Raw genomic sequence first — 22,346 nt, 5'->3', positions numbered from 1 at the left:
CGATTGAAGGGCACACGGCACTCGGCAGGGCACACGAATTCTCGCAGCAAAGCGCCGGTTCAATCATGAAACCGGCGTCCTCATAAATATCACAGAACAGGAGACAACCCATGAAACTCGATCGTCGCAGCTTCCTCGTCACGAGCGCAGGAACGGCAGCGGTGGCCGCCTCGGGCCTGATGGGCGCACCGTGGATCAGACGCGCGCAAGCGGCGGAATTCAGCTACAAGGTGGGCACGGACCTGCCGGCGTCGCATCCGCTGAACGTGCGTATCCAGCAAGCCGCCGATGCCATCAAGAAGGAGACCGACGGCCGCATGGAGATTCGCGTGTTCGCGAACAACCAGCTCGGCGGCGATCCGGACATGTTCGCGCAACTGCGTGCGGGCGCGCTCGAATTCTTCACGCTGTCGGGCGCGAACGCGTTGTCTTCCCTCGTGCCGAGAACCGCCATCACCGGCACGGGCTTCGCGTTCAAGAACTACGACCAGGTTTTCGGCGCGCTCGACGGCGAACTGGGCGCGCACCTGCGCGGCCTCATTACGAAGGCCGGTCTCGTCGTGCAGGAAAAGGTCTGGGACAACGGCTTTCGCCAGATCACCACGAGTTCGAAGGCCATCGCGACACCGGCCGATCTGCAGGGCCTGAAAATTCGGGTGCCGCCGGGCCGCCTGTGGATCTCGCTGTTCCGCGCGCTGAACTCGGCGCCTACGTCGATCAGCTTCAACGAGGTGTATTCGTCCCTGCAGACGAAGGTGGTCGAAGGTCAGGAGAACGCGCTCGCCGTGGTCGACACGGCCAAGCTTTACGAGGTGCAGAAGTATTGCTCGATGACGAGCCACATGTGGGACGGCTTCTGGTTCCTCGGCAACCGCGCCGCGTGGGAGAAACTGCCGGCGAGCGTTCGCGACATCACGTCGAAGCATCTGAATGCGTACGCCATGCTTCAGCGCCAGGACGTCGCGCAACTGAACGCGTCGCTGCAAAAGACGCTGGAAAGCAAGGGCCTGCAATTCAATGCGCCCGATGTGGCCAGCTTCCGCGACGTGCTCCGGAAATCGGGCTTCTACGCCGAGCAGAAGAAGTTCTTCGGCGAAGAAGAATGGGCGCTGCTCGAAAAAGTCACCGGGAAACTCGCATGAGAACGCATATCGCCGATGACTTCACGCAAGCCCCGGACGGAGTGAGCGAAGGGGCTCGCGGTCTGGCGTCGATGCCGCGCGGACTCGCGCTCGCCGATCACATCCTCGGGTTGATGGTGTCGGTTCCCGCGGCGCTGCTCGTGCTCGCCGAAATCGTGCTGCTTTTCAGCGGCGTGGTGGCGCGGTACGTCTTTCACCAGCCGCTCGTCTGGGGCGATGAACTCGCGGCGATTCTGTTTCTCTGGCTCGCGATGACGGGCGCCGCCACTGCGCTGCATCGCGGCTCGCACATGCGCATGACGGCCATCGTCAATCGCGCGGGCGAGGAGTGGGGCGCAGTGTGGGACAACGTCGCGCTCATCGCGAGCCTGCTCTTCCTCGCGATGATCGCCGCGCCGGTGTACGCGTTCATCAACCAGCAATGGGGCATCGTCACGCCGGCGCTCGAGATCAACGATGGCCTGCGCGTCGCGGCCATCGTCTATGGCGTCGTGTGCATGCTGCTCATGTCGCTCGTGAAGCTGCTCGCGCGCGGCTGGAAAACGGCGGCGATCGGCATCGTGGTCACGGCGGCGGTCGTGACTGCGCTGCATACCGTCGGTCCCGTGCTGCAATCGCTCGGCAATCTGAACCTGCTGATCTTCTTCGTCGGCGTGGTCGGATTCACGGTGCTCTCGGGCATGCCGATCGCGTTCTCGTTCGGGCTCGCGGTGTTCTCGTATCTGTCGCTGTCCACATCGATGCCGCTCGAAATCGTCGTTAGCCGCATGGACGAAGGCATGTCGCAACTGCTGCTGCTGGCCGTGCCGATGTTCATCTTCCTCGGCTTGCTGATCGAAATGACAGGCATGGCGCGCGCGATGATCAACTTCCTCGCGTCGCTGCTCGGTCACGTGCGCGGCGGGCTCTCGTATGTGCTCATCGGCGCGATGTATCTCATCTCGGGCATCTCCGGTTCGAAGGCCGCGGACATGGCCGCCGTCGCGCCGATTCTCTTCCCCGAAATGAAGAAGCGCGGAGAAAAGCCGGGCGAACTCGTCGCGCTGCTATCGGCGACGGGCGCGCAGACGGAAACCGTGCCGCCTTCCATCGTGCTGATCACCATCGGTTCGGTCACGGGCGTATCCATTTCCGCGCTTTTCACCGGCGGCTTGCTGCCGGGCTTCGTGCTCGCTATCGCGCTGTGCCTGCTCGTGTGGTGGCGCGCGCGCGGCGTGAAGCCTGCATCGGCGAAACGCGCGACGGGCGCGGAGATCGGCAGGACGCTCGTGATTGCGATACCGGCGCTCGCGTTGCCGGTCGTTATCCGCTTTGCCGTGGTCGAAGGTGTGGCGACGGCGACGGAAGTGTCGACGGTCGGCATCGTGTATTCGCTGATCGCGGGCTTGCTCGTCTATCGACGCTTCGACGTCAAGCGCATCATGCCGATGCTCGTGGAAACGGCGGCGCTGTCCGGCGCGATCCTCATCATCATCGGCACCGCGACGGCCATGGCCTGGGCGCTCACGCAGTCGGGCTTCTCGCACAGTCTCGCTGCGTTCATGGAACGTCTGCCGGGCGGTGCGATGAGCTTCATGGCCGTGTCGATCGTGATGTTCGTGTTGCTCGGCAGCGTGCTCGAAGGCATTCCGGCAATCGTGCTGTTCGGACCGCTGCTGTTTCCGATTGCACGCGATGTCGGCATTCACGAAGTGCAGTACGCGATGGTCGTGATCCTGTCGATGGGCCTCGGCCTCTTTGCGCCGCCGTTCGGTGTCGGCTACTACGGCGCTTGCGCCGTCAGCAAGATTCATCCCGACGAAGGCATCCGGCCGATCATCGGTTACATGGTCGCGCTGTTCATCGGCATCATCGTGATTGCGCTGGTGCCGTGGATCTCGATCGGATTCCTCAAGACGCCCTGACCTTTGCGGGCGAGCGTGAGAAAGGCGGCGATGTTCGCGATATCGCCGCCTTTCTCTTTATCGCGCGCCCGGGCTGAATAAGCCAAGGGCGACGATGTTTCCATCGCCGCCCTTGGCGCTGCTGCGAGAGCTTGGCTCAGTTCACGTTGCCATCGCGCGCCGTGACGAAGAAATTCGCATCGCCCATTTGTCCGCCTTTGAGCGCCACGCGCAAGTCGCGCAGATGGGGCTTGTCTGAAATGACCCGGCAAAGCGGCGCACCCGGCGTGAGCCGCGCATCGATTTCGAGCGCATCCGGTCCGAGCACTTGCGTGACCTGGCTCGACGTATCGCCGCCAGAGAGAATGAGGCGACGCAGCGGCACGGCACGCAGCACTGCATCCGCGATTGCGCCGAGCCGCTGGCCGAGCAGACGCCCGCCGCGATGACGCGCATCGTAGAGGCTCATGCCCTGTGCAACGAGCGCATCGAGCATGTTGCCGATGCGCTGATCGCGCGGCCCGCGCGCCGTGTGCATGATGACGCTCTGACCGTCGCCCAACGCATGCAGCGCGCGGCTCACGATGGCATCGAGCGTGCGCGCGCCGTCTTGCGTATCGATCAGCGCGCGTGCATCGATTTCCATGCCGGCGAACCCCGCGCCGATGGCGGCATCGATCTGCGCAGCCGATAACGGCGATGCACTGCCCGACAGCGCGAGAATGGGCGCGGCCGCATCGACGCGGTCGTATCCGCGCGTTTGTGCGCCCGGCGTGCGGCTCTCATTCCACCATTGCGTGAGCGCGTATTCGAGTCCCGACGATCCGACCGCGAAAACGGGCCCATGCGCGTCGCCGAGTCGCGAAAGCAGCCGCCCGACTTCAGTGAGATGCGCAGGCGATGCCGTATCCAGCAGCAAACCCGCAGGCGCGGCACCGAGCGCGTGATGAAACGCCTGATCGATCTGCTCGCGCGTGCCGTCGAAGTCCGGCAGATGAAAGCCCGAAAGCGGCAGATTCGTTTGCCGCGCGAAGTGGCGAAGCAGGTCGCCTTCGTCCATCGGCGTGACGGGATGCGCGCGCATGATCGGATGACGATCGATGCGATAGACGAGGCCATCGGTGCCGGATCGCGCGAACAGGTTGCCGAACACACAAAAGCGTTTCAGCGCAGGCGTGCCCGCCACGATGGGAATGGTGCGCGGCCCGAATGACGCACGCGCGAGTTCCATCACGCGTCCGATGCTGCCAATGTGCGGCGCGCTGTCGAACGTAGAGCACACCTTGTAATGGATGATCGGCGCGCGCAATGCCGCGAGCGCTTCGAACACGGGCGGCAATGCCGCATCCATTTCGGCGGGCGTCATGGCGCGGCCGTCGCCGGCGACGCCGATCGCATCAAAGCCGCCGAGCGCGGCCAGCATGTCGCGCGTCGGCGGCTTCAGGAAGAGGGCGCAGCGCAGGCCGGCGAACGCCAGCACTTCGAGCGCATCGGTGGAGCCGGTGAAGTCGTCGCCATAGAAAGCGAGCCGCAGTCTGGCATCGGTCATCGTCAGTTCAGACTGCCTTGAAGTGGGAAAGGGCGGCGCGAAGCGCGGGATGCGTTGTCGCGTACGTGTTCAGGTCGACGCCTTCCACCGCGGCTTCCCAGCCTTCACGCATGCTGGCGACGCCCGCCGCGATTCCCTGCGGATGCCCGATGATGCCGCCGCCCGCGAGATGCATCAGGTCCACCGAACGCAACGCACCGAAGAGGTCGGGTGCTTGCGATGCCCATTGGCCGGACGAGAATACCGGCATCAGTGGCGTCACGCCAGCGAAAGGGGCGAGACAGGCGCGCGCCGAATCGATCACGGATGCATCCGGTTCCCAGAACTTGCTGCGCACGCCGTTCACATGCAGATGATCGACGCCCGCGAGCCGCCACAGCTTCTGATACGCGGTGAACGTGAAGCCGAGCTGCGGATGGCGCGTGAAGGCGCCCCAGCCGTTGCGATGGCCGTGTATGGGCAACTGCGCATGACGCCGCACATGTTCGACGCCCGCGAAGCCGACCCAGTTCACGCACACCATCACGCACGTGCCGCCCGCTTCGAGCACCTGGTCGTGCCGGCGCAGCATTTCGTCGATGCTGCCGGAGATGTTGATCGCGTACATCGGCATGCGCCCGAGCCGGTCGGCATGTTTGTGCAGCACCGGCATGACGGCGCCGAGCCGCGCATCGAAGCTCGCGTAGACAGGGTCCGCAAGTAGTTCGTCATCCTTGATGAAGTCGATGTCCGCCGCGCAGAGATCATCGACGATCTTCGCCGTTTCGTCCGGCATGAGTCCGATGCTCGGCTTCACGATGGTGCCGATCATCGGCCGAGCATGCACGCCCGAAAGCCGCCGCGTGCCTTCGATGCCGAACGCAGGCCCTGCGAAACGCTGTGCGTAATCGTCGGGCAGGTCGATATCGAGCAGGCGCAAGCCCGTGATTTCCCCGAGTTCGAAGAGGTTGCCTGCGATGGTGGACAACAGCGCGGGCAGGTTGGCCCCGATGTTATCGACGGGAAACGCAATGTCGATCTCGCCGCGATAGTAGAGGCTCGCCGGTTCCCTGCGTTCGACGAATGCGCTTTTCAGCGAGGGTTCCAGCGCGGGCGGAAGCGAGTCGACGCGCGTGACGCGGGCGCGCGCGCGTTCCTTCAGGGCATCGGTTTCGCCGGGCAGCGCGAGAAAAGTGCCGCTCGACTGTTCGCCCGCTATGACTTCCGCCGCCTTCGCGATAGGCACCGAGCTTTCCACGAAATAACGCGCCGTGAATTCCGCGCGCGAATGGGAGTGTCTGGACATGTTATGGCTCTACGTTGCGGGAGGCGCGATGAGAAGGAGAGCGCCCGGATGTCTCCGTTATAGGCTTTCGCGCACGCACTGCCGTGCGGCTAAGCGCGCTTCTTGACGTTCGGTGGACTATAAGATTGACGCCTGAAAGCATCAAACGATATGATTTCTGAACACGCTGCGAAAAACTCACAATAGCGACGTGCTTCGCTGCATCGCCTCCTGGGTTCGCCTTCCATCACGCCTCGCATTCGCTCGAACACGGTTCGAAGCGCGCGAGCTTCGTTTCGCGAGGTCCATTGCACGTGCCCCGTCCTTCTCTCAACGCGCTGCGCGCCTTCGAAGCCACCGCGCGGTTGCGCAGCTTCGGCGAAGCAGCTACTGAACTTTCCGTCACGCACGGCGCCATCAGCCGGCACATCCGTTCGCTTGAAGACAATCTCGGCGTGCTGCTGTTACTGCGCAATGCACACGGGACGGAGCCGACGCCCGAAGGCGCGCGTCTTGCCGAAGGACTGTCGCGCGCGTTCAATGTGATTCAGTCGAGCGTCGATCAGGTGCGCCCGGGGCCGCTCACGCTGTCGTGTTCGCAATCGATCATGATGTACTGGCTATTGCCGCGGCTCTCGCGGCTGCATCGGAAAGAGCCGCAGATCGAGCTTGGCTTCAGCATGGGATCGGGCGAAGTGGATTTCGCGCGGGACAACATCAGCGTGGCCATTCGGCTGTCGAGCATCAGGCCGCCGAGGGACATCGTGCCGAAGCCGCTCGTCGACGAATGGATCGGTGTCGTGTGTGCGCCGGAGTACATGCGCGAGACGCGCATCACGAGCGTGGACGATCTCGAACGCGCGCGCCTGCTTGCCACCGCGACGCGCCCCGGCGCATGGAGCGACTGGTTCCAGGCGATGCATCATGCGCCCGCGCGTCAACCACGGATTGCGGAGTCGTTCGATCACTTCTATCTTCTGATTCAGGCCGCGAAATGCGGCCTCGGGGTGGCGACCGTGCCGCGCATGCTGGTGCGCGACGAGCTGGATTCCGGCGCGCTCGTCGCACCGTTCGGCTTCGTGCCGGGACCACGCAAGCTCGTGCTGTGGATCGCGCCGCATCTGGAAGCGCGGCCGCAGACGGTCGCGCTCTCGAGCTGGATCAACGACGAATTGCAGCGTGCCGAAGGGCAGCCGGCGTAGCCGTTACATGGCGCTGCCGCCATCGGCGTTATAGACGGCGCCCGTTACGAACGATGCTTCCGGCGACGCGAGGAACGCCACCACGGCCGCGATTTCCTCGGGCTGCGCGCCGCGCGCCATCGGCGTGGCGGCGTAGATGGAGTCGATGAAACCTTCCGGCTTCGTCGCGAGCTGGCGGCGCACGAAATCCGTCAGCGTGAAGGCCGGTGCGACCGCGTTCACGCGTATGCCCGCCTTCGCGAACTCGCGAGCGAGCGATTTGGTCATCGCGAGGATGGCGCCTTTCGACGTCGCATAAGCGGCGGTGCCGAGCATCCCGCCGCCTTTCTGCCCCGCGATGGAACTGAGGTTCACGATCGACCCGCTCTTTTGCGCGACCATCTGGCGGATGACTTCCTGGCAGCAGAGCCACGTACCGGTCGTGTTCACTTCGAGCACTCGGCGGAATTCGTCCGGCGTGATGTCCAGAAACGGCTTCGCGCTTTCCACGCCCGCGCTGTTCACGAGCACGTCAATGCGGCCCCACTCCAAGATCACGGTTTCGACCATTCCTTTCACGCTGGCTTCGTCGGCGACATCGACGGTGACGGGCATCGCCTCGAAGCCGCTCGCGCGAATGGACTGCGCGGAGTCGGCGGCGGCGGGCTCGCGCAAATCGGCGATGGCGACGCGATAGCCGCGGCCTGCCAGCAGGCGGGCCGTCGCCTGGCCGATGCCGCTCGCCGCGCCCGTGATGATCGCAACAGGTGTCTCTTCCGTCATTGTTCCGGTGCTTGCGTGTCGTTAAGGGTGAGCAAGAATATAGGCTTCGTTCCGGCGCGCATCAAACGAAATGATCTCCGCGCACGAGGAGAAAAAATCACATGGGGCGCTGGCAGGTGTGTCAGCTGCACCGCATTCGGAATCTGGATCGTGATGCTCATGGGTTGAGGGCACGCGAATGTCAGCTTACTGTGCAAAGGCGCGCTGCTCCCAACCGGCGGAAGCAGTCATCCATCGGAACGCCATCGCAGTACTGATCGCCCGCGACATCCTCGAACGCGGGCCGATCGTCTCTTTCGCCGCCATCGCTAAGGCATCGATTTGGAACCCGTCGTCCCGGTATCCAGCGGCTTGCTGCACGGTGGATGTAGAGCTTGAACGGCCGGTGCATCGACAAGGACTGCATTGCCCAGACCGGCGAGCTGCCGATAGTGCAGCCGCTGATCGCCATGATCGGGTCGTTCTTTCAAGAACAGGTGTCCTTCGTTCGTCTTTCCAGGTGAGAGGATTCGAGAGAACACGTCCGGTGGAACAACCAGGCGGCGTCAGCGCGAGCGCTTTGTAGGTCGGCGCTACGGTGCGGTGAAGTCATGGCAGTGACCGTTGTGCGTACGATTCTGCGCATCGCTTCCAGCGCCAGCCGCCGACCATTGCTAACGAACTGGTCCGCGCCGTGGGCGCAGATTGTTTGTCTGCGTGCTGAGATCGATAAGTCTCGTCGGTTTACGCCGGTTGAATCCGCGCGTTGCCAGTGTCCAGCGTTCACCGCGGAACTCCGGGAGGTTGGAGATGTGGATGGTCGATAATCGCACGCCCTACGCCGTGGACAAGATTTGGCGTCAGGACAAGGACGGCAACAAGCTGTGGATGGTTGTCGTCAAAGCTACGTTCGACATCTCGCTGAACGGGACGACGTCCCTGGCGAAAGAGCAGATACCCGTCGCGGCGACGTGCGAGTACCGGGGCGCTCGCGGCAAAACGAGCCTGATTCACGAATCGGATCTGTTCGGCGTGAAAGCCGGCACCGATGTCCTCGTCAACGGTTCAGCGTGGGCGCCTTCGGGACGTCGAGTGCGCGCGCTGGATGTGCGCCTCAGGATCGGTGCGGTGAACAAGCGGCTGCGTGTCTTCGGAGATCGTTGCTGGTACCGTCGCCTCGCCGGCGGCCTCGTGCCTACGCAACCCGAGTGGTTCGAATCAATGCCGATCCTCTACGAGCGCGCCTATGGCGGCCAGGATTTTTCAGCCGATGACCCGGCTAAACACCGCATCGAAGACCGCAATCCAGTGGGCGCAGGATTCGCGGTGCGGGCTGAGCATTGCCTCGATCGACGGCTGCCCAACATCGAATATCCCGATCGGCTGATTGCGTCGTGGCGCGACCGTCCTGCGCCCGCTGGCCTGAACGCAGTGGAATGCAGCTGGTCGCCAAGGCGCGAACTTGCCGGCACCTACGACGAGTCGTGGCGGCGCAACCGATTTCCGCTGTGGGCCGAGGACTTCGACGGCCGCTACAACAACTGCGCTCCGCTGGACCAGCAGGTAGGGCCGTTCCTGCGGGGTGGCGAGGAAGTTGCACTCGAGAACTTGTCGCCCAAGGGCACGCTTGCGTTCACATTGCCGAAAATTCATCCGTGTTTTCGCACGCGGTTCGGCCGGAAGGATCAGGAGCACAGAGGTCAACTCTGCACGGTTCTCCTGGAGCCGGATCAGTCGCGCGTCGTGATGTCGTGGCAAACGTCGATCGTCTGCAACGACCGCGTCGATGACCTGGATGTCACCATCGTGACGCAAAAGGCGGCGGGTTCAGGAGCATGACACCCAACGCCCAACTGGCCGTGGCATCGTGGCATGAAGCGCCCCGCCGCGAAGTGTATCTGTGCGCGGTCGGCGCGCGAACGCCTGTCGGTCTGGACAGCGCCTCGTCGTCGGCGGCGGTGCGGGCGGGGATCTCGGCGATCAAGATGCATCCGCTCTTCGTCGACAAGACCGGGTCGTCGATGCGGCTGGCCAACGATTCAGAGCTCAGCCCCCAAGTGGCTTTAGGAGAACGGCTCGGGCACCTGCTCGCTGCGGCCCTCGCGGAGTTGCTCGAACAGGCCGAGTGGTCGCGTTCCGGGCGGCCACTGCCCTGTTGGATCGGCCTGCCCGAGCCGCGCCCCGGCGTGACCGCCGATGTCGTGCAGACCTGCGCGCGTGCCGTAATCGACGCGCTCCGCACGACAAGCGAGTTGGTCCACCGCATCCATCGGGGTCACGCGAGCGGGTTAATGGCCATCCAGGTCGTGGCGCAGCAGATCGCGACCGGGCAGCTCGACCTCGGTATCGCCGCCGGCGTCGACTCTTATTACGACTCCGACACGTTGGATTGGCTCGATCAGGGCGGGCAGCTGATGAGCGGCAGTAACCGCAACGGCTTCCCGCCCGGGGAGGCTGCCGGCGCATGCCTGCTGGCAAGCGGTGAGGCGGTCCGGCATCACCGGCTACCCGTGCTGGCTCGAGTGGCCGCTGCTTGCACCGCCGTCGAGCCGCACCCGCTGCGCAGCTTGCGGCTGTGTGTCGGTGAAGGGCTGACTGCTGCCGTGGCAGGCGCAACCGAAAGTCTGTCCCTGCCTCGGGATGCGATTACCGCAACGTACTGTGACATCAACGGCGAGCGCTATCGCAGCGAAGAACTGGCCTACACGCTCCTGCGTACACAGGCTGTGTTCGTCAACGCCCACGATTACCTGTGTCCGGCCAATTGCTGGGGCGATGTCGGCGCGGCGTCCGGGCCGCTTTTCGCGTCGCTCGCCGTCGCGTCGCGGCTGCGCGGCTACGCCAAGGGCGCGTGGCCGTTGCTCTGGGCCGGCGGCGAAGGCGGCTATCGCAGCGCCGTCGTGCTCTCGTTGGGCGGTGACTAAAGAGCATCGCCATGACGAGTGTAGGCGTCAACCCGCCCAAAACTCCGGTCTCCGAAGACAGTCTCGACACTGCCGCCGCCACCCTGCCCAACGTCTGCAAGATGCCAGGGCCGCCTGCGCCTTTCGTCCCGACGCCGCTGCCTAACGTGGGTCGCTCAGCGGACCGGCTCGACGACGCGACGACGACGGTGAAGATCGAAGGCAAGAAAATCGCGATCAAGGGCAGTTCTTACAAGAGCCAGCCTTCGCCGGACGTAGCTAGCCAGGGCACCGGCGGCGGCGTGGTCTCGTCGACGACAGAGGGCAAGACGAAGTTCGTCGCGCCCGGTTCCATGAACGTGCAAGCCGAAGGGCAGAACATACAGTTGCTCGGCGATGCGATGACCAATAACGGTGGCGGTTCCGACAACTCGGGGACGTTGCCGGGCAATAACCAGCCGCCCAGTACGCCCGCGCAGATGGAACTCAACGTCGACTGCGACAAGAAGCAAAAGCAGACGAAGCATCGCTGGGGACCGTGCGAGGTCGAGCAGTTGTGCGCCATGCTCAAGGCCTATAACGAGTCGCCTCATCCGAAGGTCAAACCGGAACGCACTCCTTCCAAGCCGGCAAGCAAATTCTCTGGCTTGTCCAAAGCCGAGCAAGCCGCGCAAAACCGGGCGTTCGGCGCGTACACGGACAGCCTCGGCGACTTCAGCGACAATTTCGATGCACTGGTGGAAGAGAAGGGCAAGGATCACGAGGACGTAGCGAAACAGTTCCATAGCAAGTGTTTGCACGACAAATGGGCGGGCGATCCGCCGGAAGGCATGGGCGCGCCCACGCCGATGCCGCGCAGCAAAGCCAATGCAATGAGTCCCGATCACATGCACCCCGTCGGCCTCGGCGGACCGCTGCCGGGCAGCCTCAAGTGGGCCGATTCGAACGTGAACTCGACAGTCGGCAAGGCGATGGACAAACATAACCCCGAGACGCACCCGGGCGGAGTCAAGGCCCATAGTTCCTGCAATTGCACAGCTTAAGGAGCAAGTCATGAACGATGACGAAATGAGGGCGATGCTCGAAGAAACACTGCGCGCCCAACGTGCAAACGCTGCCTATCGCAAGAAGCGCGCACCGACGCCAACGCCGACGCTGCGAGCGCCGGTGTCGGCCGACGATCTCGCCGCGCTCGAAAAACATTGCGCGCATATCGGGATCCCCTTGCCGCCATCGTTCCGCCAGTTTCTGCGCATCAGCGACGGCGTGCCCGGCTATATGCAGTACGTTCGCATGTCGCTTCGTTCGGCGCGGGACATAGTCGAATCGGCGGATTCGGACGAAGAGGAGTGGGATGACTACGATCCCCTGCATAAGTTCGTGATCGTGTCGGGCGATACCACTGAGTTCATCGCCTTCGACGAGCGGTCGATCGACAGCGCTGGTGAGCCTGCGGTCGTGTGGGTCGGCCTGAGCGGGGATGAGACTGCCTATGCAAATTTTGAGGACTTGCTATGGTCGCAACGAGAGTTTCAGAAGGATGTGCTCGAAGGCCACATCGCGGACCGTGGCAGCCTCCCCGACAATTGACATCACGCCTATGCCGCCGAACCCATTGATCAGCCCGAGCCCCGACCCGGCGGTTGCCATTCCGCTGGCGGAGCTGAAGCAGCATCTCGTGCTGTTCGTCGACACTCCGCCCGGGCCCAAAACGGCACGCGCGGTCTACGACTTGTATTTGAGCACCTGGGGTAACCCGTTTTGCAGCTATTGCTCGACTGCCCTCGGCAATCTGATGCAAGACTGGACGCCGGCGGCACGCTTGCGATTCGAGCAGGTCGAGTTGCCCGAGTTGCGCCGATCTCGGACATGGGGTTACGGCTTCTTTGACAACCGCGCAACCGATGCATGGCTGATGATGTTTCATGGCTACCAGCCCGCGTCCGAGCCCGGGCGGGCCAGTTTCTATCGATTCGAGTTCGACTGGGCGCTGCCTGCGGAACGGCTGCTGAAATTCACGCAGGACCTTCTCGGGATTGTTGGCTGCGTCTCCGGATATGCCGGCTACTTCTTCCAGGCGCAGGCCAACGGAGCTCTCGGAAAGTCGTCCTTCAATCAGGTGTACGCATGGGCGCGACGCTACTGGGGCGTCGAGGCCGAGGATCTCGACGTCACCGTGATGCACATGAGGGATGCCTACAAGTGCCCGAGCTGGCTGACCGTCATCGGGCAGCGGCTGGAATCGAAAGCCCCGAACGCCGTTGCGGCCGCGCAGTCTGTGGCTTACCGTTCGTCGCGCCTTCCCGGTGGCGTCATCCTGCAGGCCGGCGAGGCGCCGGAACTGGGCGATCGTCATCGGCACGAACGGCTTGCGAACTACGAAGCAATTGCTCAGGCACTTCTTCCATTGCAGGTGCGCAATCATGCCTCTTTCGGCGGTACGCGCTGGACAACGGAGACCACCAATGGCTGGCTGCACCGCTTCACTGCATCTGACGCATTCGCTGCCATGCCATGATCGTGCAGGCGCGCGTGTCAGGGCGGATGAGCTTGTGCCTGAGCGCGGCCCATCCAGCGGATGGAATTTCGAAGCCCCGTCGCTTCTGCGGTGAGAACTGCTAACGCCATCGACCTTTGCCTTCGAAGCACGCCTCGCGGCAAGTGCGAACTGCGAGTCCCGACCGCAACGGCCGGCCCACCTCATAACGACGACCGTCCGCGCGCTCGTAGTCGCGCACCTATCCCTCACCCACACCCTACCGCATCGTCTCCAGCGCTTTCGCAAACCTCCCCACCGTCCCCTCGACATCGTGGAGCTTGTCGAGACCGAACAGACCGATGCGAAACGTCTTGAAGTCTTGCGGCTCGTCGCATTGAAGCGGGACGCCAGCGGCGATCTGCACGCCGGCATCGGCGAATCTCTTGCCGGATCGGATTGCATCATCGACCGTGTAGCAGACCACGACGCCCGGCGCTTCGAAACCTTCCGCCGCCACGCTCCTGAACCCGTGATCGGCCAGCAGCGAGCGAATGCGATTGCCGAGTTCGAATTGCTCCGCTTTAACCTTGTCGAAACCGTATGCTTCGGTCTCCTTCATGACGTCGCGAAGGGTCGCAAGACTGTCCGTGGGCATGGTCGCATGATAGGCAAACCCGTTGTTCTCATAGGCCTCCATGATTTGCAGCCACTTTCGAAGGTCGCAGGCGAAGCTCGTACTCGTCGTTGCGTCGATTCTTTCGCGGGCGAGGGGACTCAGCATGACGAGGCCGCAACACGGCGATGCGCTCCATCCCTTTTGCGGCGCGCTCAGCAGCACATCGATGCCGCTCGCTTCCATGTCGACCCAGATCGCGCCCGAGGCGATGCAATCCAGCACGAACATTCCGCCGACAGCATGGACCGCATCCGATACCGCGCGCAGATACGAATCAGGCAACAGAATGCCGGACGCGGTCTCGACGTGCGGCGCGAAGACGAGATCCGGCTTTTTTTCCCTGATGGCTGCGACGACTTCCTCGAGCGGCGGCGGTGCATAAGCGGCCTGCGTGCCTTCTTCGACCGGACGCGCCTTCAGCACCGTCGATTCGGACGGAATGCCGCCCATGTCGAAAATCTGCGACCAGCGGAAACTGAACCAGCCATTGCGAATGACAAGGCACTTCTTATTCGTCGCGAATTGACGGGCAACCGCCTCCATGCCGAACGTTCCGCTACCGGGGACGATCACCGCAGACCTCGCGCGATAGACCTTCTTCAGCGAAGCGGATATGTCGCGCATGACGCCCTGAAAAAGCTGCGACATGTGATTGATCGATCGGTCGGTGAAAACGACCGAGTATTCGAGAAGTCCATCTCGGTCGACATCGGGGAGTAACGCTGGCACGGTCGCCTCCTGTAACAGATGAATAGCGGGTTCGAAAACAGATTCTAACGATAGCCAGGCGCGATCGTGGTCGAGGAGCGTCGCGTCGAAGCGAGGCATTACGTTGGCGCTTTCGCGCGGCGACTTCTTCGATGCAAGAGAATTCGTCCACGTCAGCGACCGGCGTCTCATTGACTCACTGCAATAATAAGGCCCACAACATGACGCCTGGGCGGGTTTTCCCGGGGCGTTAATCAGTTGACGCGGCTGCGGCGCTACTCTAACTTCGCATGTGATCACACATCAAACATCACGCGGTTGCGTGACCGTCCGTAGACTGCGGATGGCGCACTGCGCACTATCAGAGAGGCATATCTGTGACCGATATTGAAGCTCGCACGATCAAGAAGGTGATGACGCGGCTAGTGCCGTTTCTCATGCTTTGCTATTTCGTCGCATATCTGGACCGCGTCAATGTCGGTTTTGCGAAACTCCAGATGAATGCGGCGCTGGGTCTGAGCGATACGGTCTACGCGTTCGGCGCCGGGCTGTTCTTCATCGCCTATTTCTTTCTGGAAGTGCCGTCGAACCTCGCTCTCCATAAGTTCGGCGCGCGGCTGTGGATCGCCCGGATCATGCTGTCGTGGGGCGTCATATCGTTGCTGTTCGCGTTCATTCAGCCTATCTCGAACGCAATCGGCGTTTCGCATGAAACGACCTTCTACACGCTTCGCTTCCTGCTCGGGGTCTGCGAGGCAGGCTTTTACCCGGGCGTCATTTTCTATCTGACGCTCTGGTTTCCTGCTGTCTATCGAGCGCGAGTGGTGGCGCTCTTCATGTTGGCGATTCCGTTCTCGTCGGTGGTCGGAGCGCCCATCTCCGGCGCCTTGCTGAACATTACCGCCGCAGGCCTGCATGGCTGGCAGTGGCTGTTCATCCTGGAGGCGTTGCCCTCGATCCTGCTTGCGCTCGTTGTCGTGTTCTATCTGACGGACCGCCCGGCGCAAGCAACGTGGCTCAAGAAGGACGAGATCAGCTGGCTCGAGAACTGCATCGAGCAAGAGAAACAAAGCAAGCTCTCGGCAGGGCGTGGACATATGGGAATCAAACAGTTTCTCAGCGATCCCCGGATGCTGATCTGTTCGTTCGTCTACTTTTGCCTGAACGCTGCGAATTACGGTGTGGCGTTCTTTCTGCCGACCATCGTCAAGGGCTTCGGCGCCACTAACTTCCAGACCGGTGTGCTGGCCGCCGTGCCGTTCGTGTTCGGCGCAATCGGCATGGTGCTTCTCTGCCGCAACTCCGACCGTACACTCAAGCGCCGGGAGCACGTTGCATTCGCGCTGTTGCTGGCCGGAATAGGCGTCGGCGGGGCCGGTCTGGTCAGTGCGCCGGTTCTGGTGCTCGCGTTGCTGTGCGTCGGTCAGATCGGCTGCTCGGCCATGCCGCCTCTCCTGTGGCCCATTCCCACGGCGTTTCTTACCGGAGCGTCAGCGGCCGGTGGCATCGCCGCCATCAACTCGGTCGGGAATCTCTCGGGCTTCGTCGGCCCCTACGTAATGGGCTATTTGAAGGACATGACGGGTAACTTCACCACCGGACTGCTGGTGCTCGGCGGCTGTGCATTGGTCGGGGCGGTCGTTACGCTGTCGATCAAGCAAGCCCCCGCCGTTGAGGGGAGAGGCCTCGCGCAGCCTGAATCCACTCATTGACGGACTGTGCATCGTAATCTTTGACGATGTTCGACATGGTGCGGCAACACGGTCGCGACGAACACGCGACCGTGTTGAGAAGAGAAGGGCGGGTGCAACGCTTGGTATCCCCGAATCGACTATGGTATTGGCCACGCTGGAGGCCGCCCTATGCCGTTGGCCGATTGCGGCGAGGCGGACAGTCGGTAAGAGGGCGTTGCGTTCGTTGCTTCACGTCGATTGTGAGGCGAGCCAACGGGGATGCGATAGATGCGGCAGCGCACGCACGATCGTGCGCCCATCGCGCCGCGCAGTAGGGGCGTCACACGCTTGCCAGCATTGCGGTCGCGTCGAGGCGCTCGGCTGCGCGTGCCGGCACGGCTGTCGGTGCGGTCGGGGGCGCTGCAACGGCATAGGCTAGACCGTCGCGCGTTGCTTGTGAAGGACATACTCTGTGTTGCCAAGATGATGCCGCCGCCAAATCCATTACTGCCGGCAGGGCGCATCGAACAGGGGGCGGCGAGCTCCGTGTTTCCGGATACAACTTCGATCGGCCCCACAACGGAACGAAGCCTGCAGCACGATCGATAGATTCCCTCTCGATTTCAAGTGTCCGCACGATAAGTGCCCAACTCATAGCTTGCGAGTCGCGCGAAGCCTATCGTTCGGTGGCGTGACTTGCTGTATCTCCCCGCATCGATGCCGCAGTGCGTCTCCCGAGCCGACGCCTCCGTCGGAAGTGGACGACAACCTGAAGTTCACAACGAGCGCCGCTTAGCGCCCCATAACACTTCCAAACGTCGCTTCCCGCAATGACCAGTCTCAGTGTCTAAGCTCGAACGGTGGCTTCGGTCTTGCTCTCAGGAACTTGGAGACTGATAGACAAGCACGACGATTCCCGAGGCGCTGGCAACGATGTAGCATGCCAGGGCGGAAGCTGACATGGGACATCGAAGCTGCAGGTCGCAAGACAACAACCGCATTCACTATTTCTTCTTTCAGTGTGGCATCCACTTCCGACTATCGAGCAATCATTGGCGAGTTTGAAGCGGCGCTGCTCAAGAAGTGCTTGATCGGGAAGCGACCGGCTGCTTGACCGTCGGGAGTAAACGGAGGGCATATGGACCTGGAATTCGAAGAGGCGCAACTACGCAAGGCTGACAAGGATGTTGCGCAAGCCGAGCAGCGAATACGCCACCAGGAAAAGATCGTCCTCGAACTTCGAACCGACGGCCACGATACCTCGCTGTCCCTCGAACTGCTGGAAACGATGCGCACGACGCTTCGAGCGATGTGCGAGCATCGCAGGCAGATCGTCGAGCACATCGACCTTATCAAGAGGGGCATTCTTTGATGCAGCAGCATGCTGCCACGTCACGCAACGAAGGGACACCGCACGGGTTGACTTTTCCGCTCACGACTGAACGTCGAGCGATAACTCGTGCGTCGGTGCCAGCAGCGCCACCGCTATTACATGTACTGTTGCTGTCGGCGGTATGGGTAAGAACTGTCACTGCTACCGAATAGCTCCACAGCCCGCCGGGCGATGACCGGGCGCACGCGCGTTCGCGTCCTGAGCGCTTCAATGGCTTTTTCGAATCGCTCGGCTGCGTCGGGAAGCTTCCGCACGGTAGCCAGGCGCTTGACGACGGAAAGATCGCGGCCGAACTGGTCATCAGCCGCGAGGTTGCAAGCCACATGGTTGGCTATCACCGAGACAGCGTTGACTACCTGATGTTGCGTCAGTAGCGACTTGCGATGTTTCTCGCAAATGGCGCGCATGGCGGCCACGGCATGGCTCGCAATTGACGCTGACTTCCCCCATTGCCCGTCGCTACGATCTTGTGCGGCCGGAATACAAGGCGGACTACTCCGCATCTTTAATCTCCGTTTCAGTTCCTGCTGCCCGTGTACATGGGCCGACGCCGGCTTGGATAGCGATTCGTGTGCCACGTCTGACGAATGGATGACCAGGCCATTGCTACGACTACGGCAGCGCGAATTGTGCTACGCGTCGCCGTCATTAGCGACAAAGAAATTGCTGGCGCGACCCACGGCATGAGCAATGCTGAACTTCTCACGCGCCAACCAACTGGGACGGTCCTTCATGAAGTGCATCGAAGCTCAACGAGCGCGGCGGGCGGCTTCAGGCCTGTTCACTGTTTTAGCCTGCGCCGGCGCGCTCGCCATGTCCGGCTGCCGCCTCATGCAGTCGGGCGCGCAAGTGTCGTCGTCGGATCAGCAGTTCATGCTCACTGCGGCGAGCGTCGGCAAGGCCGAGATCGAACTCGGTAAGCTGGCGATGGAGCGCGGTTCGTCGGCCAATGTCCGCGCGTTCGGCAGCAAGATGGTGGCCGAGCATACGCGTGTGAACGGCGAACTTTCGCAGATTGCAGACGCCAAGCATGTCCGGCTGCTTCAGGCGACGGATCCGGCCAACCACACGCTCTATTCGGAGCTATCGAATATGTCCGGTGCGGAGTTCGATCGCGAGTATGCGATCTCACAGCTCCACATTCACCGGATGGGTAACGCGCTTTATGCGAGCGAGGCGAGCGATGGCGAAGATGCCGATCTGAAAGCGTTCGCCTCGCGTGGCGTGCCGATCGGTACTGATCATCTTCAGCATGCACTGCATCTCATGCAATCCCTGTCGTCGGGCGCATCCAGGTAGTAATCAGCCGCCGCCAGCAGGCGATCGGTTTGGCTTCACGGCTGCGTGACAGAGGTCGATGGCCCATACAAACGCCATGCACGTACACGGATCGACGCGGTGCATTCGGTTATTCACAGGATGGCTAAGTATCAGTGATCCGCGCCGCGCTCTCGCGGTCGACGCGAGTGCCGATCGCCTAATTTAATAACCGACAGTTCCGGCTGCGCAGCGCCTGCACCCCCGTCCGCGATTCAATCGCCGCGCGCGCGCGTGCGCTTGCGAATCTCCGAGTCGAGAATGAGCCGACCGCGCAATTTGCCCTTCATTCGTTTTACGTAGCGCGGGGCCTCGGTCATATGAATCACCATTAATTCGCGCACCTTATCGGCATCACGAGCGCGCGCCGCTTCGGTGATCGCTTTATGGATCTTCACGTTCGCACGACCGAAGCGTTCGTGCTCGCTCTGCGGCGTATCGTTCCTGAACTCGATCAACTGCCGGATCATCTCGTTGATGAGCTCGCAGGTGAAACGCAGAAACGGATTGGGATTCGCGGCGGCCAGAATATCGTGGAAGTTCACGTCTTCCTGGCGTTGCCGCACGATGTCGCGATTGGCATGCGCCGCTGCCGGCTCGTCGCAACACGCGATATTCGCTTCGAGCGCCACAAAGTCCTCGTCGGTGAGATGCGGCACCGCGCCCGCCGCGAGTTCCGGCTCCAGCAACTGACGCACCGTATAAATGTCGTCGATGCTCACGTCCTTGAAGAACAGATAGTTCTGCAAGAGCTGCAAGGTGCGAGCGAGCGGCACCTCCACGATCGTGCCGCCGCCCGAAGGTCCGGTCGTCACCTTGATGAGCCCTTGCACTTCCAGCGACTTGAGCGCCTCGCGCGTCGTGCTCTTGCTGACTGAGAAGAGCTGCTGCAACTCGACCTCGCGGGGCAGCTTGTCGCCCGGCTTGAGATTCTTTTCCGTGATGAGCCGCTTGATCTCTTCGGCTACCAGGTCGGCGCGCTTCGGCTGCCTGATCGGCTGCTGCGCGATCTGGATTGCCGCGCCGGCGCGTTTTGCACGCTCCATCACCATGTCGATGCTCCCTCTCGCTGTCTGTTTTTCCTTGCGGGCACAGGCCGCTCCGCACACTGGAATATTGCCTTATTGACACCGGAATTTATTGTTCCTAGCATCAGGTTCATTCTATTTATCATCATAAACCCGGCGAAGCAGCCGAGGCTCGAACTTACCATGAAACATCACGCCGGGCGGCTGGCGGATCATCTTCACGAGGAGCGTCAATTTTGAATCGCCGAAACATGTTGAAGCTGGCCGCCTTGTCGGCCATTCCCGGATCGTTCGAGGCGCTTCTCGCAAAAAGCGCCTTTGCACAGGGCTCGCCGATCCAGTTCGCCTGCCCGGTCCCGATGTCCGGTCCGTTTGCGGCCAACGGCAAGTATGCCGACCTCGGCATGAAGCTCGTCATCGAGCAATACGGCAAGGTGCTCGGGCAACCGCTCGCTTATACGACGCTCGATACCGAGGGAAAACCCGCAACCGCTGTGCGGCGCGTGCAGGAGATCGCGCAGCAGAAGAACGCGCGCTATTTCGCGGGCGGAATTCTCTCATCGGAAGCGCTCGCAATGGGCAAGGAAGCGGAGAAGGCCGACGGCATCTTCATCACGACGGCAGGCGCGGACGAGCTCACCGGCAAGGACTGCAACAGCGCGACCTTCCGCTGGTCGGTGCCGACTTTCGGCGCGATCGAGCAGACGGTGCGGCCGCTGATCGAATCGATGCCCAAGGCGAAGCGCTGGTACACGATCACGCCGCAATACGTGTTCGGCGACGGCCTCCTGTCCGCCGCGAAGAATATCTTCAAGGAAAAGGGCATCGAGCATGTAGGCAACAGCTATCACTCGCTCAATGAGAAAGAGTTCAGCGGTTATCTGACCAATGCGGTCGCCGCGAAGCCGGATGTCCTTCTCATTCTCAACTTCGGCTCGCAGTCGTCGGACACGTTGCGGCAGGCCGTGAGCTTCGGCATGAAGAACAATTGCACGATCCTGATGGCATGGGCGTCGGGTCTCGAGCAGTTCGAGGCGCTCGGTCCGGATATCTGCGAAGGCGTGTACTTCGGCGCGCAGTACTGGCATGCAATCGATACACCGCTCAACCACGATCTCGTGCAGCGCGTGAAGGCCGCTTACAAGTCGAACCCGAACTACAGTCTCGCGGGATCGTACATCTGCACCAAGATTCTTCTCGATGGCATCGTGAAGGCCGGCACCGCCGAGCCGAAGAAAGTCATCGCTGCGCTGCAGGGCATGAAGTACGCGGGCCTGACCGGTCCCGAAGAGATTCGCGCGGGCGATCATCAGGTGCTGAAGAATTACTACCTGTTGAAGGGCAAGCCGAAGAGCAAGATGAAAGACAAGGACGATTACGCCGACATCGTGAGTTCGGGCCAGTCGTTCCTGCCGCTCGACAAGACGCAGTGCAAGCTGGCCTGATGCCGGCGCGCTGACGCTTCGTACTCTTGCGAATGCAGGCAAGCCCCGCATTCGCGCCGCCACTCTTCTGATGCAAGGCCATGAACGTTTATCTGTTGCAGGTCGTGAACGGCATCGGCGTGGGCATGCTGTATTTTCTGCTCGCGGTCGGTTTGTCGATCGTGTTCGGGCTGCTGCGCTTCGTGAACTTCGCGCACGGCGCGTTCTATCTGTTGGGCGCGTATTTCTGCTATCAGGCGATGCAGTGGTCGATGAGTTTCTGGACCGCGCTCGTCATCGTGCCCATCGTCGTCGGCGCGTGCGCGTGGATCGTCGAAAAGGCCGTGCTGCGGCATGTGTATGCGCAACAGCACGAGTTCCATATTCTCGCGACGGTCGGTCTCGCGCTCGTGATACAGGAGTGCGCGATCATCGCGTGGGGACCTATCGGCGATAACGTAGCCGTGCCCGGCATCCTGAACGGCGTGGTGATGTGGGGCAGCTTCATCTACCCGAAATACCGCCTCTTCGTGATCGCGTTCACGGCGGTGCTGGCCGGCATTCTATGGTGGGTGCTCGAAGGCACGCGCCTCGGCAGCGCGGTGCGCGCGGGCAGTGAATCGAGCGAGATGGTGTCCCTGCTCGGCATCAACGTGACGCGCATCTTCAGTCTCGTGTTCGCGCTCGGCGCAGGGACGGCGGCGCTCGCGGGCGTGCTCGCCGCGCCGATACGCGGCGTCGATCCGTTCATGGGCATCGAGGCGCTCGGCGTCGCATTCGTGGTCGTCGTGGTGGGCGGCATGGGCAACTTTCTCGGCGCGCTCGTCGGCGGATTGCTGGTCGGCATCGTGCAAAGCGTGATGAGCACGCTATGGCCCGAAGGCGCCCGTCTCATGATCTATGTCGCGATGGCCGCAGTGCTGCTGCTGCGCCCGAACGGATTGCTCGGGAGGACCGCGTGAAT

The 22,346-nt window shown here is 62.2% G+C and carries 19 protein-coding genes; 13 read left to right on the top strand and 6 right to left on the bottom strand.

Annotated features, from left to right (window positions below; all coding sequences use genetic code 11):
- Nucleotides 1-110 precede the first annotated feature (110 nt).
- Together P9255_RS01590 and P9255_RS01585 are read left to right on the top strand one after the other, a co-directional pair.
- The gene (locus tag P9255_RS01590) at nucleotides 111-1,142 is read left to right on the top strand and encodes a TRAP transporter substrate-binding protein (RefSeq protein WP_309768541.1); all 1,032 of its coding nucleotides are present in this window, start codon (nucleotides 111-113) and stop codon (nucleotides 1,140-1,142) included.
- On the top strand, nucleotides 1,139-3,046 hold the full coding sequence (locus P9255_RS01585; RefSeq protein ID WP_404980230.1) for a TRAP transporter large permease subunit: 1,908 nt from the start codon (nucleotides 1,139-1,141) through the stop codon (nucleotides 3,044-3,046). The genes P9255_RS01590 and P9255_RS01585 overlap by 4 nt, the downstream gene beginning before the upstream one ends.
- 136 nt (nucleotides 3,047-3,182) lie before the next feature.
- Here P9255_RS01585 and P9255_RS01580 read toward each other — a convergent pair whose 3' ends face one another.
- Together P9255_RS01580 and P9255_RS01575 are read right to left on the bottom strand one after the other, a co-directional pair.
- Nucleotides 3,183-4,574, bottom strand: coding sequence for a four-carbon acid sugar kinase family protein (locus P9255_RS01580; RefSeq protein ID WP_309768540.1), 1,392 nt, complete (start codon nucleotides 4,572-4,574; stop codon nucleotides 3,183-3,185).
- Nucleotides 4,575-4,581: 7 nt separating this feature from the next.
- A complete protein-coding gene (locus P9255_RS01575) occupies nucleotides 4,582-5,859 on the bottom strand; it encodes a ribulose-bisphosphate carboxylase large subunit family protein (RefSeq protein ID WP_309768539.1) in 1,278 nt (425 codons plus the stop codon).
- Between the two features lie 293 nt (nucleotides 5,860-6,152).
- Here P9255_RS01575 and P9255_RS01570 point away from each other — a divergent pair, with 293 nt between their 5' ends.
- Nucleotides 6,153-7,040 carry a LysR substrate-binding domain-containing protein gene (locus P9255_RS01570; protein ID WP_309768538.1) on the top strand — a complete coding sequence of 296 codons (888 nt, stop codon included), beginning with the start codon at nucleotides 6,153-6,155 and terminating at the stop codon, nucleotides 7,038-7,040.
- A 3-nt stretch (nucleotides 7,041-7,043) separates the two neighbouring features.
- Here P9255_RS01570 and P9255_RS01565 read toward each other — a convergent pair whose 3' ends face one another.
- Nucleotides 7,044-7,802: a 3-oxoacyl-ACP reductase family protein gene (locus P9255_RS01565; RefSeq protein WP_309768537.1), complete on the bottom strand. Its 759-nt coding sequence runs from the start codon at nucleotides 7,800-7,802 to the stop codon at nucleotides 7,044-7,046.
- Between the two features lie 795 nt (nucleotides 7,803-8,597).
- Between P9255_RS01565 and P9255_RS01560 the strand changes: the two genes are divergently transcribed.
- Genes P9255_RS01560 through P9255_RS01540 form a run of 5 tightly spaced genes read left to right on the top strand, consistent with a single transcriptional unit; the run spans nucleotide 8,598 to nucleotide 13,202 of the window.
- A complete protein-coding gene (locus P9255_RS01560; RefSeq protein WP_309768536.1) occupies nucleotides 8,598-9,620 on the top strand; it encodes a DUF2169 domain-containing protein in 1,023 nt (340 codons plus the stop codon).
- Complete coding sequence (locus tag P9255_RS01555) at nucleotides 9,617-10,705, top strand: beta-ketoacyl synthase N-terminal-like domain-containing protein (protein ID WP_309768535.1); 1,089 nt, start codon at nucleotides 9,617-9,619, stop codon at nucleotides 10,703-10,705. Before P9255_RS01560 ends, P9255_RS01555 begins: the two co-directional genes overlap by 4 nt.
- A gap of 11 nt (nucleotides 10,706-10,716) precedes the next feature.
- Nucleotides 10,717-11,727, top strand: coding sequence for a PAAR-like domain-containing protein (locus P9255_RS01550; protein WP_309789070.1), 1,011 nt, complete (start codon nucleotides 10,717-10,719; stop codon nucleotides 11,725-11,727).
- Nucleotides 11,728-11,737: 10 nt separating this feature from the next.
- Nucleotides 11,738-12,274, top strand: a complete 537-nt coding sequence (locus P9255_RS01545; RefSeq protein WP_309768533.1) for an SMI1/KNR4 family protein — start codon at nucleotides 11,738-11,740, stop codon at nucleotides 12,272-12,274.
- 10 nt (nucleotides 12,275-12,284) lie between these two features.
- Nucleotides 12,285-13,202 carry a type VI immunity family protein gene (locus tag P9255_RS01540; protein ID WP_309768532.1) on the top strand — a complete coding sequence of 306 codons (918 nt, stop codon included), beginning with the start codon at nucleotides 12,285-12,287 and terminating at the stop codon, nucleotides 13,200-13,202.
- A 238-nt stretch (nucleotides 13,203-13,440) separates the two neighbouring features.
- Here P9255_RS01540 and P9255_RS01535 read toward each other — a convergent pair whose 3' ends face one another.
- Nucleotides 13,441-14,568 (bottom strand): alanine--glyoxylate aminotransferase family protein, encoded by a 1,128-nt coding sequence (locus P9255_RS01535; protein WP_309789069.1) that lies wholly within the window; start codon nucleotides 14,566-14,568, stop codon nucleotides 13,441-13,443.
- A 392-nt stretch (nucleotides 14,569-14,960) separates the two neighbouring features.
- Between P9255_RS01535 and P9255_RS01530 the strand changes: the two genes are divergently transcribed.
- Nucleotides 14,961-16,259, top strand: a complete 1,299-nt coding sequence (locus P9255_RS01530; RefSeq protein ID WP_404980239.1) for an MFS transporter — start codon at nucleotides 14,961-14,963, stop codon at nucleotides 16,257-16,259.
- A 1,099-nt stretch (nucleotides 16,260-17,358) separates the two neighbouring features.
- Entirely contained in the window at nucleotides 17,359-17,592 is a 234-nt protein-coding gene (locus tag P9255_RS01525) for a hypothetical protein (RefSeq protein WP_309768529.1), read from the top strand.
- Between the two features lie 116 nt (nucleotides 17,593-17,708).
- Here the strand turns inward: P9255_RS01525 and P9255_RS01520 are convergent, their stop codons facing one another.
- Nucleotides 17,709-18,029, bottom strand: coding sequence for a hypothetical protein (locus P9255_RS01520; RefSeq protein WP_309768528.1), 321 nt, complete (start codon nucleotides 18,027-18,029; stop codon nucleotides 17,709-17,711).
- Between the two features lie 397 nt (nucleotides 18,030-18,426).
- Here P9255_RS01520 and P9255_RS01515 point away from each other — a divergent pair, with 397 nt between their 5' ends.
- Complete coding sequence (locus P9255_RS01515) at nucleotides 18,427-18,912, top strand: DUF4142 domain-containing protein (RefSeq protein WP_309768527.1); 486 nt, start codon at nucleotides 18,427-18,429, stop codon at nucleotides 18,910-18,912.
- Nucleotides 18,913-19,145: 233 nt separating this feature from the next.
- Here P9255_RS01515 and P9255_RS01510 read toward each other — a convergent pair whose 3' ends face one another.
- Nucleotides 19,146-19,982, bottom strand: coding sequence for an FCD domain-containing protein (locus tag P9255_RS01510; RefSeq protein ID WP_309768526.1), 837 nt, complete (start codon nucleotides 19,980-19,982; stop codon nucleotides 19,146-19,148).
- Between the two features lie 212 nt (nucleotides 19,983-20,194).
- Here P9255_RS01510 and P9255_RS01505 point away from each other — a divergent pair, with 212 nt between their 5' ends.
- On the top strand, nucleotides 20,195-21,403 hold the full coding sequence (locus tag P9255_RS01505; RefSeq protein ID WP_309768525.1) for an ABC transporter substrate-binding protein: 1,209 nt from the start codon (nucleotides 20,195-20,197) through the stop codon (nucleotides 21,401-21,403).
- A gap of 80 nt (nucleotides 21,404-21,483) precedes the next feature.
- The gene (locus tag P9255_RS01500) at nucleotides 21,484-22,344 is read left to right on the top strand and encodes a branched-chain amino acid ABC transporter permease (protein WP_309768524.1); all 861 of its coding nucleotides are present in this window, start codon (nucleotides 21,484-21,486) and stop codon (nucleotides 22,342-22,344) included.
- Nucleotides 22,345-22,346: the final 2 nt, after the last annotated feature.

Origin of the sequence: Caballeronia sp. LZ019, assembly GCF_031450825.1 — a bacterium.
Classification (GTDB): Bacteria; Pseudomonadota; Gammaproteobacteria; order Burkholderiales; family Burkholderiaceae; genus Caballeronia.
The sequence above is the reverse complement of the archived record's forward strand: the minus strand, read 5'-3'. Positions and strand labels throughout refer to the sequence as shown.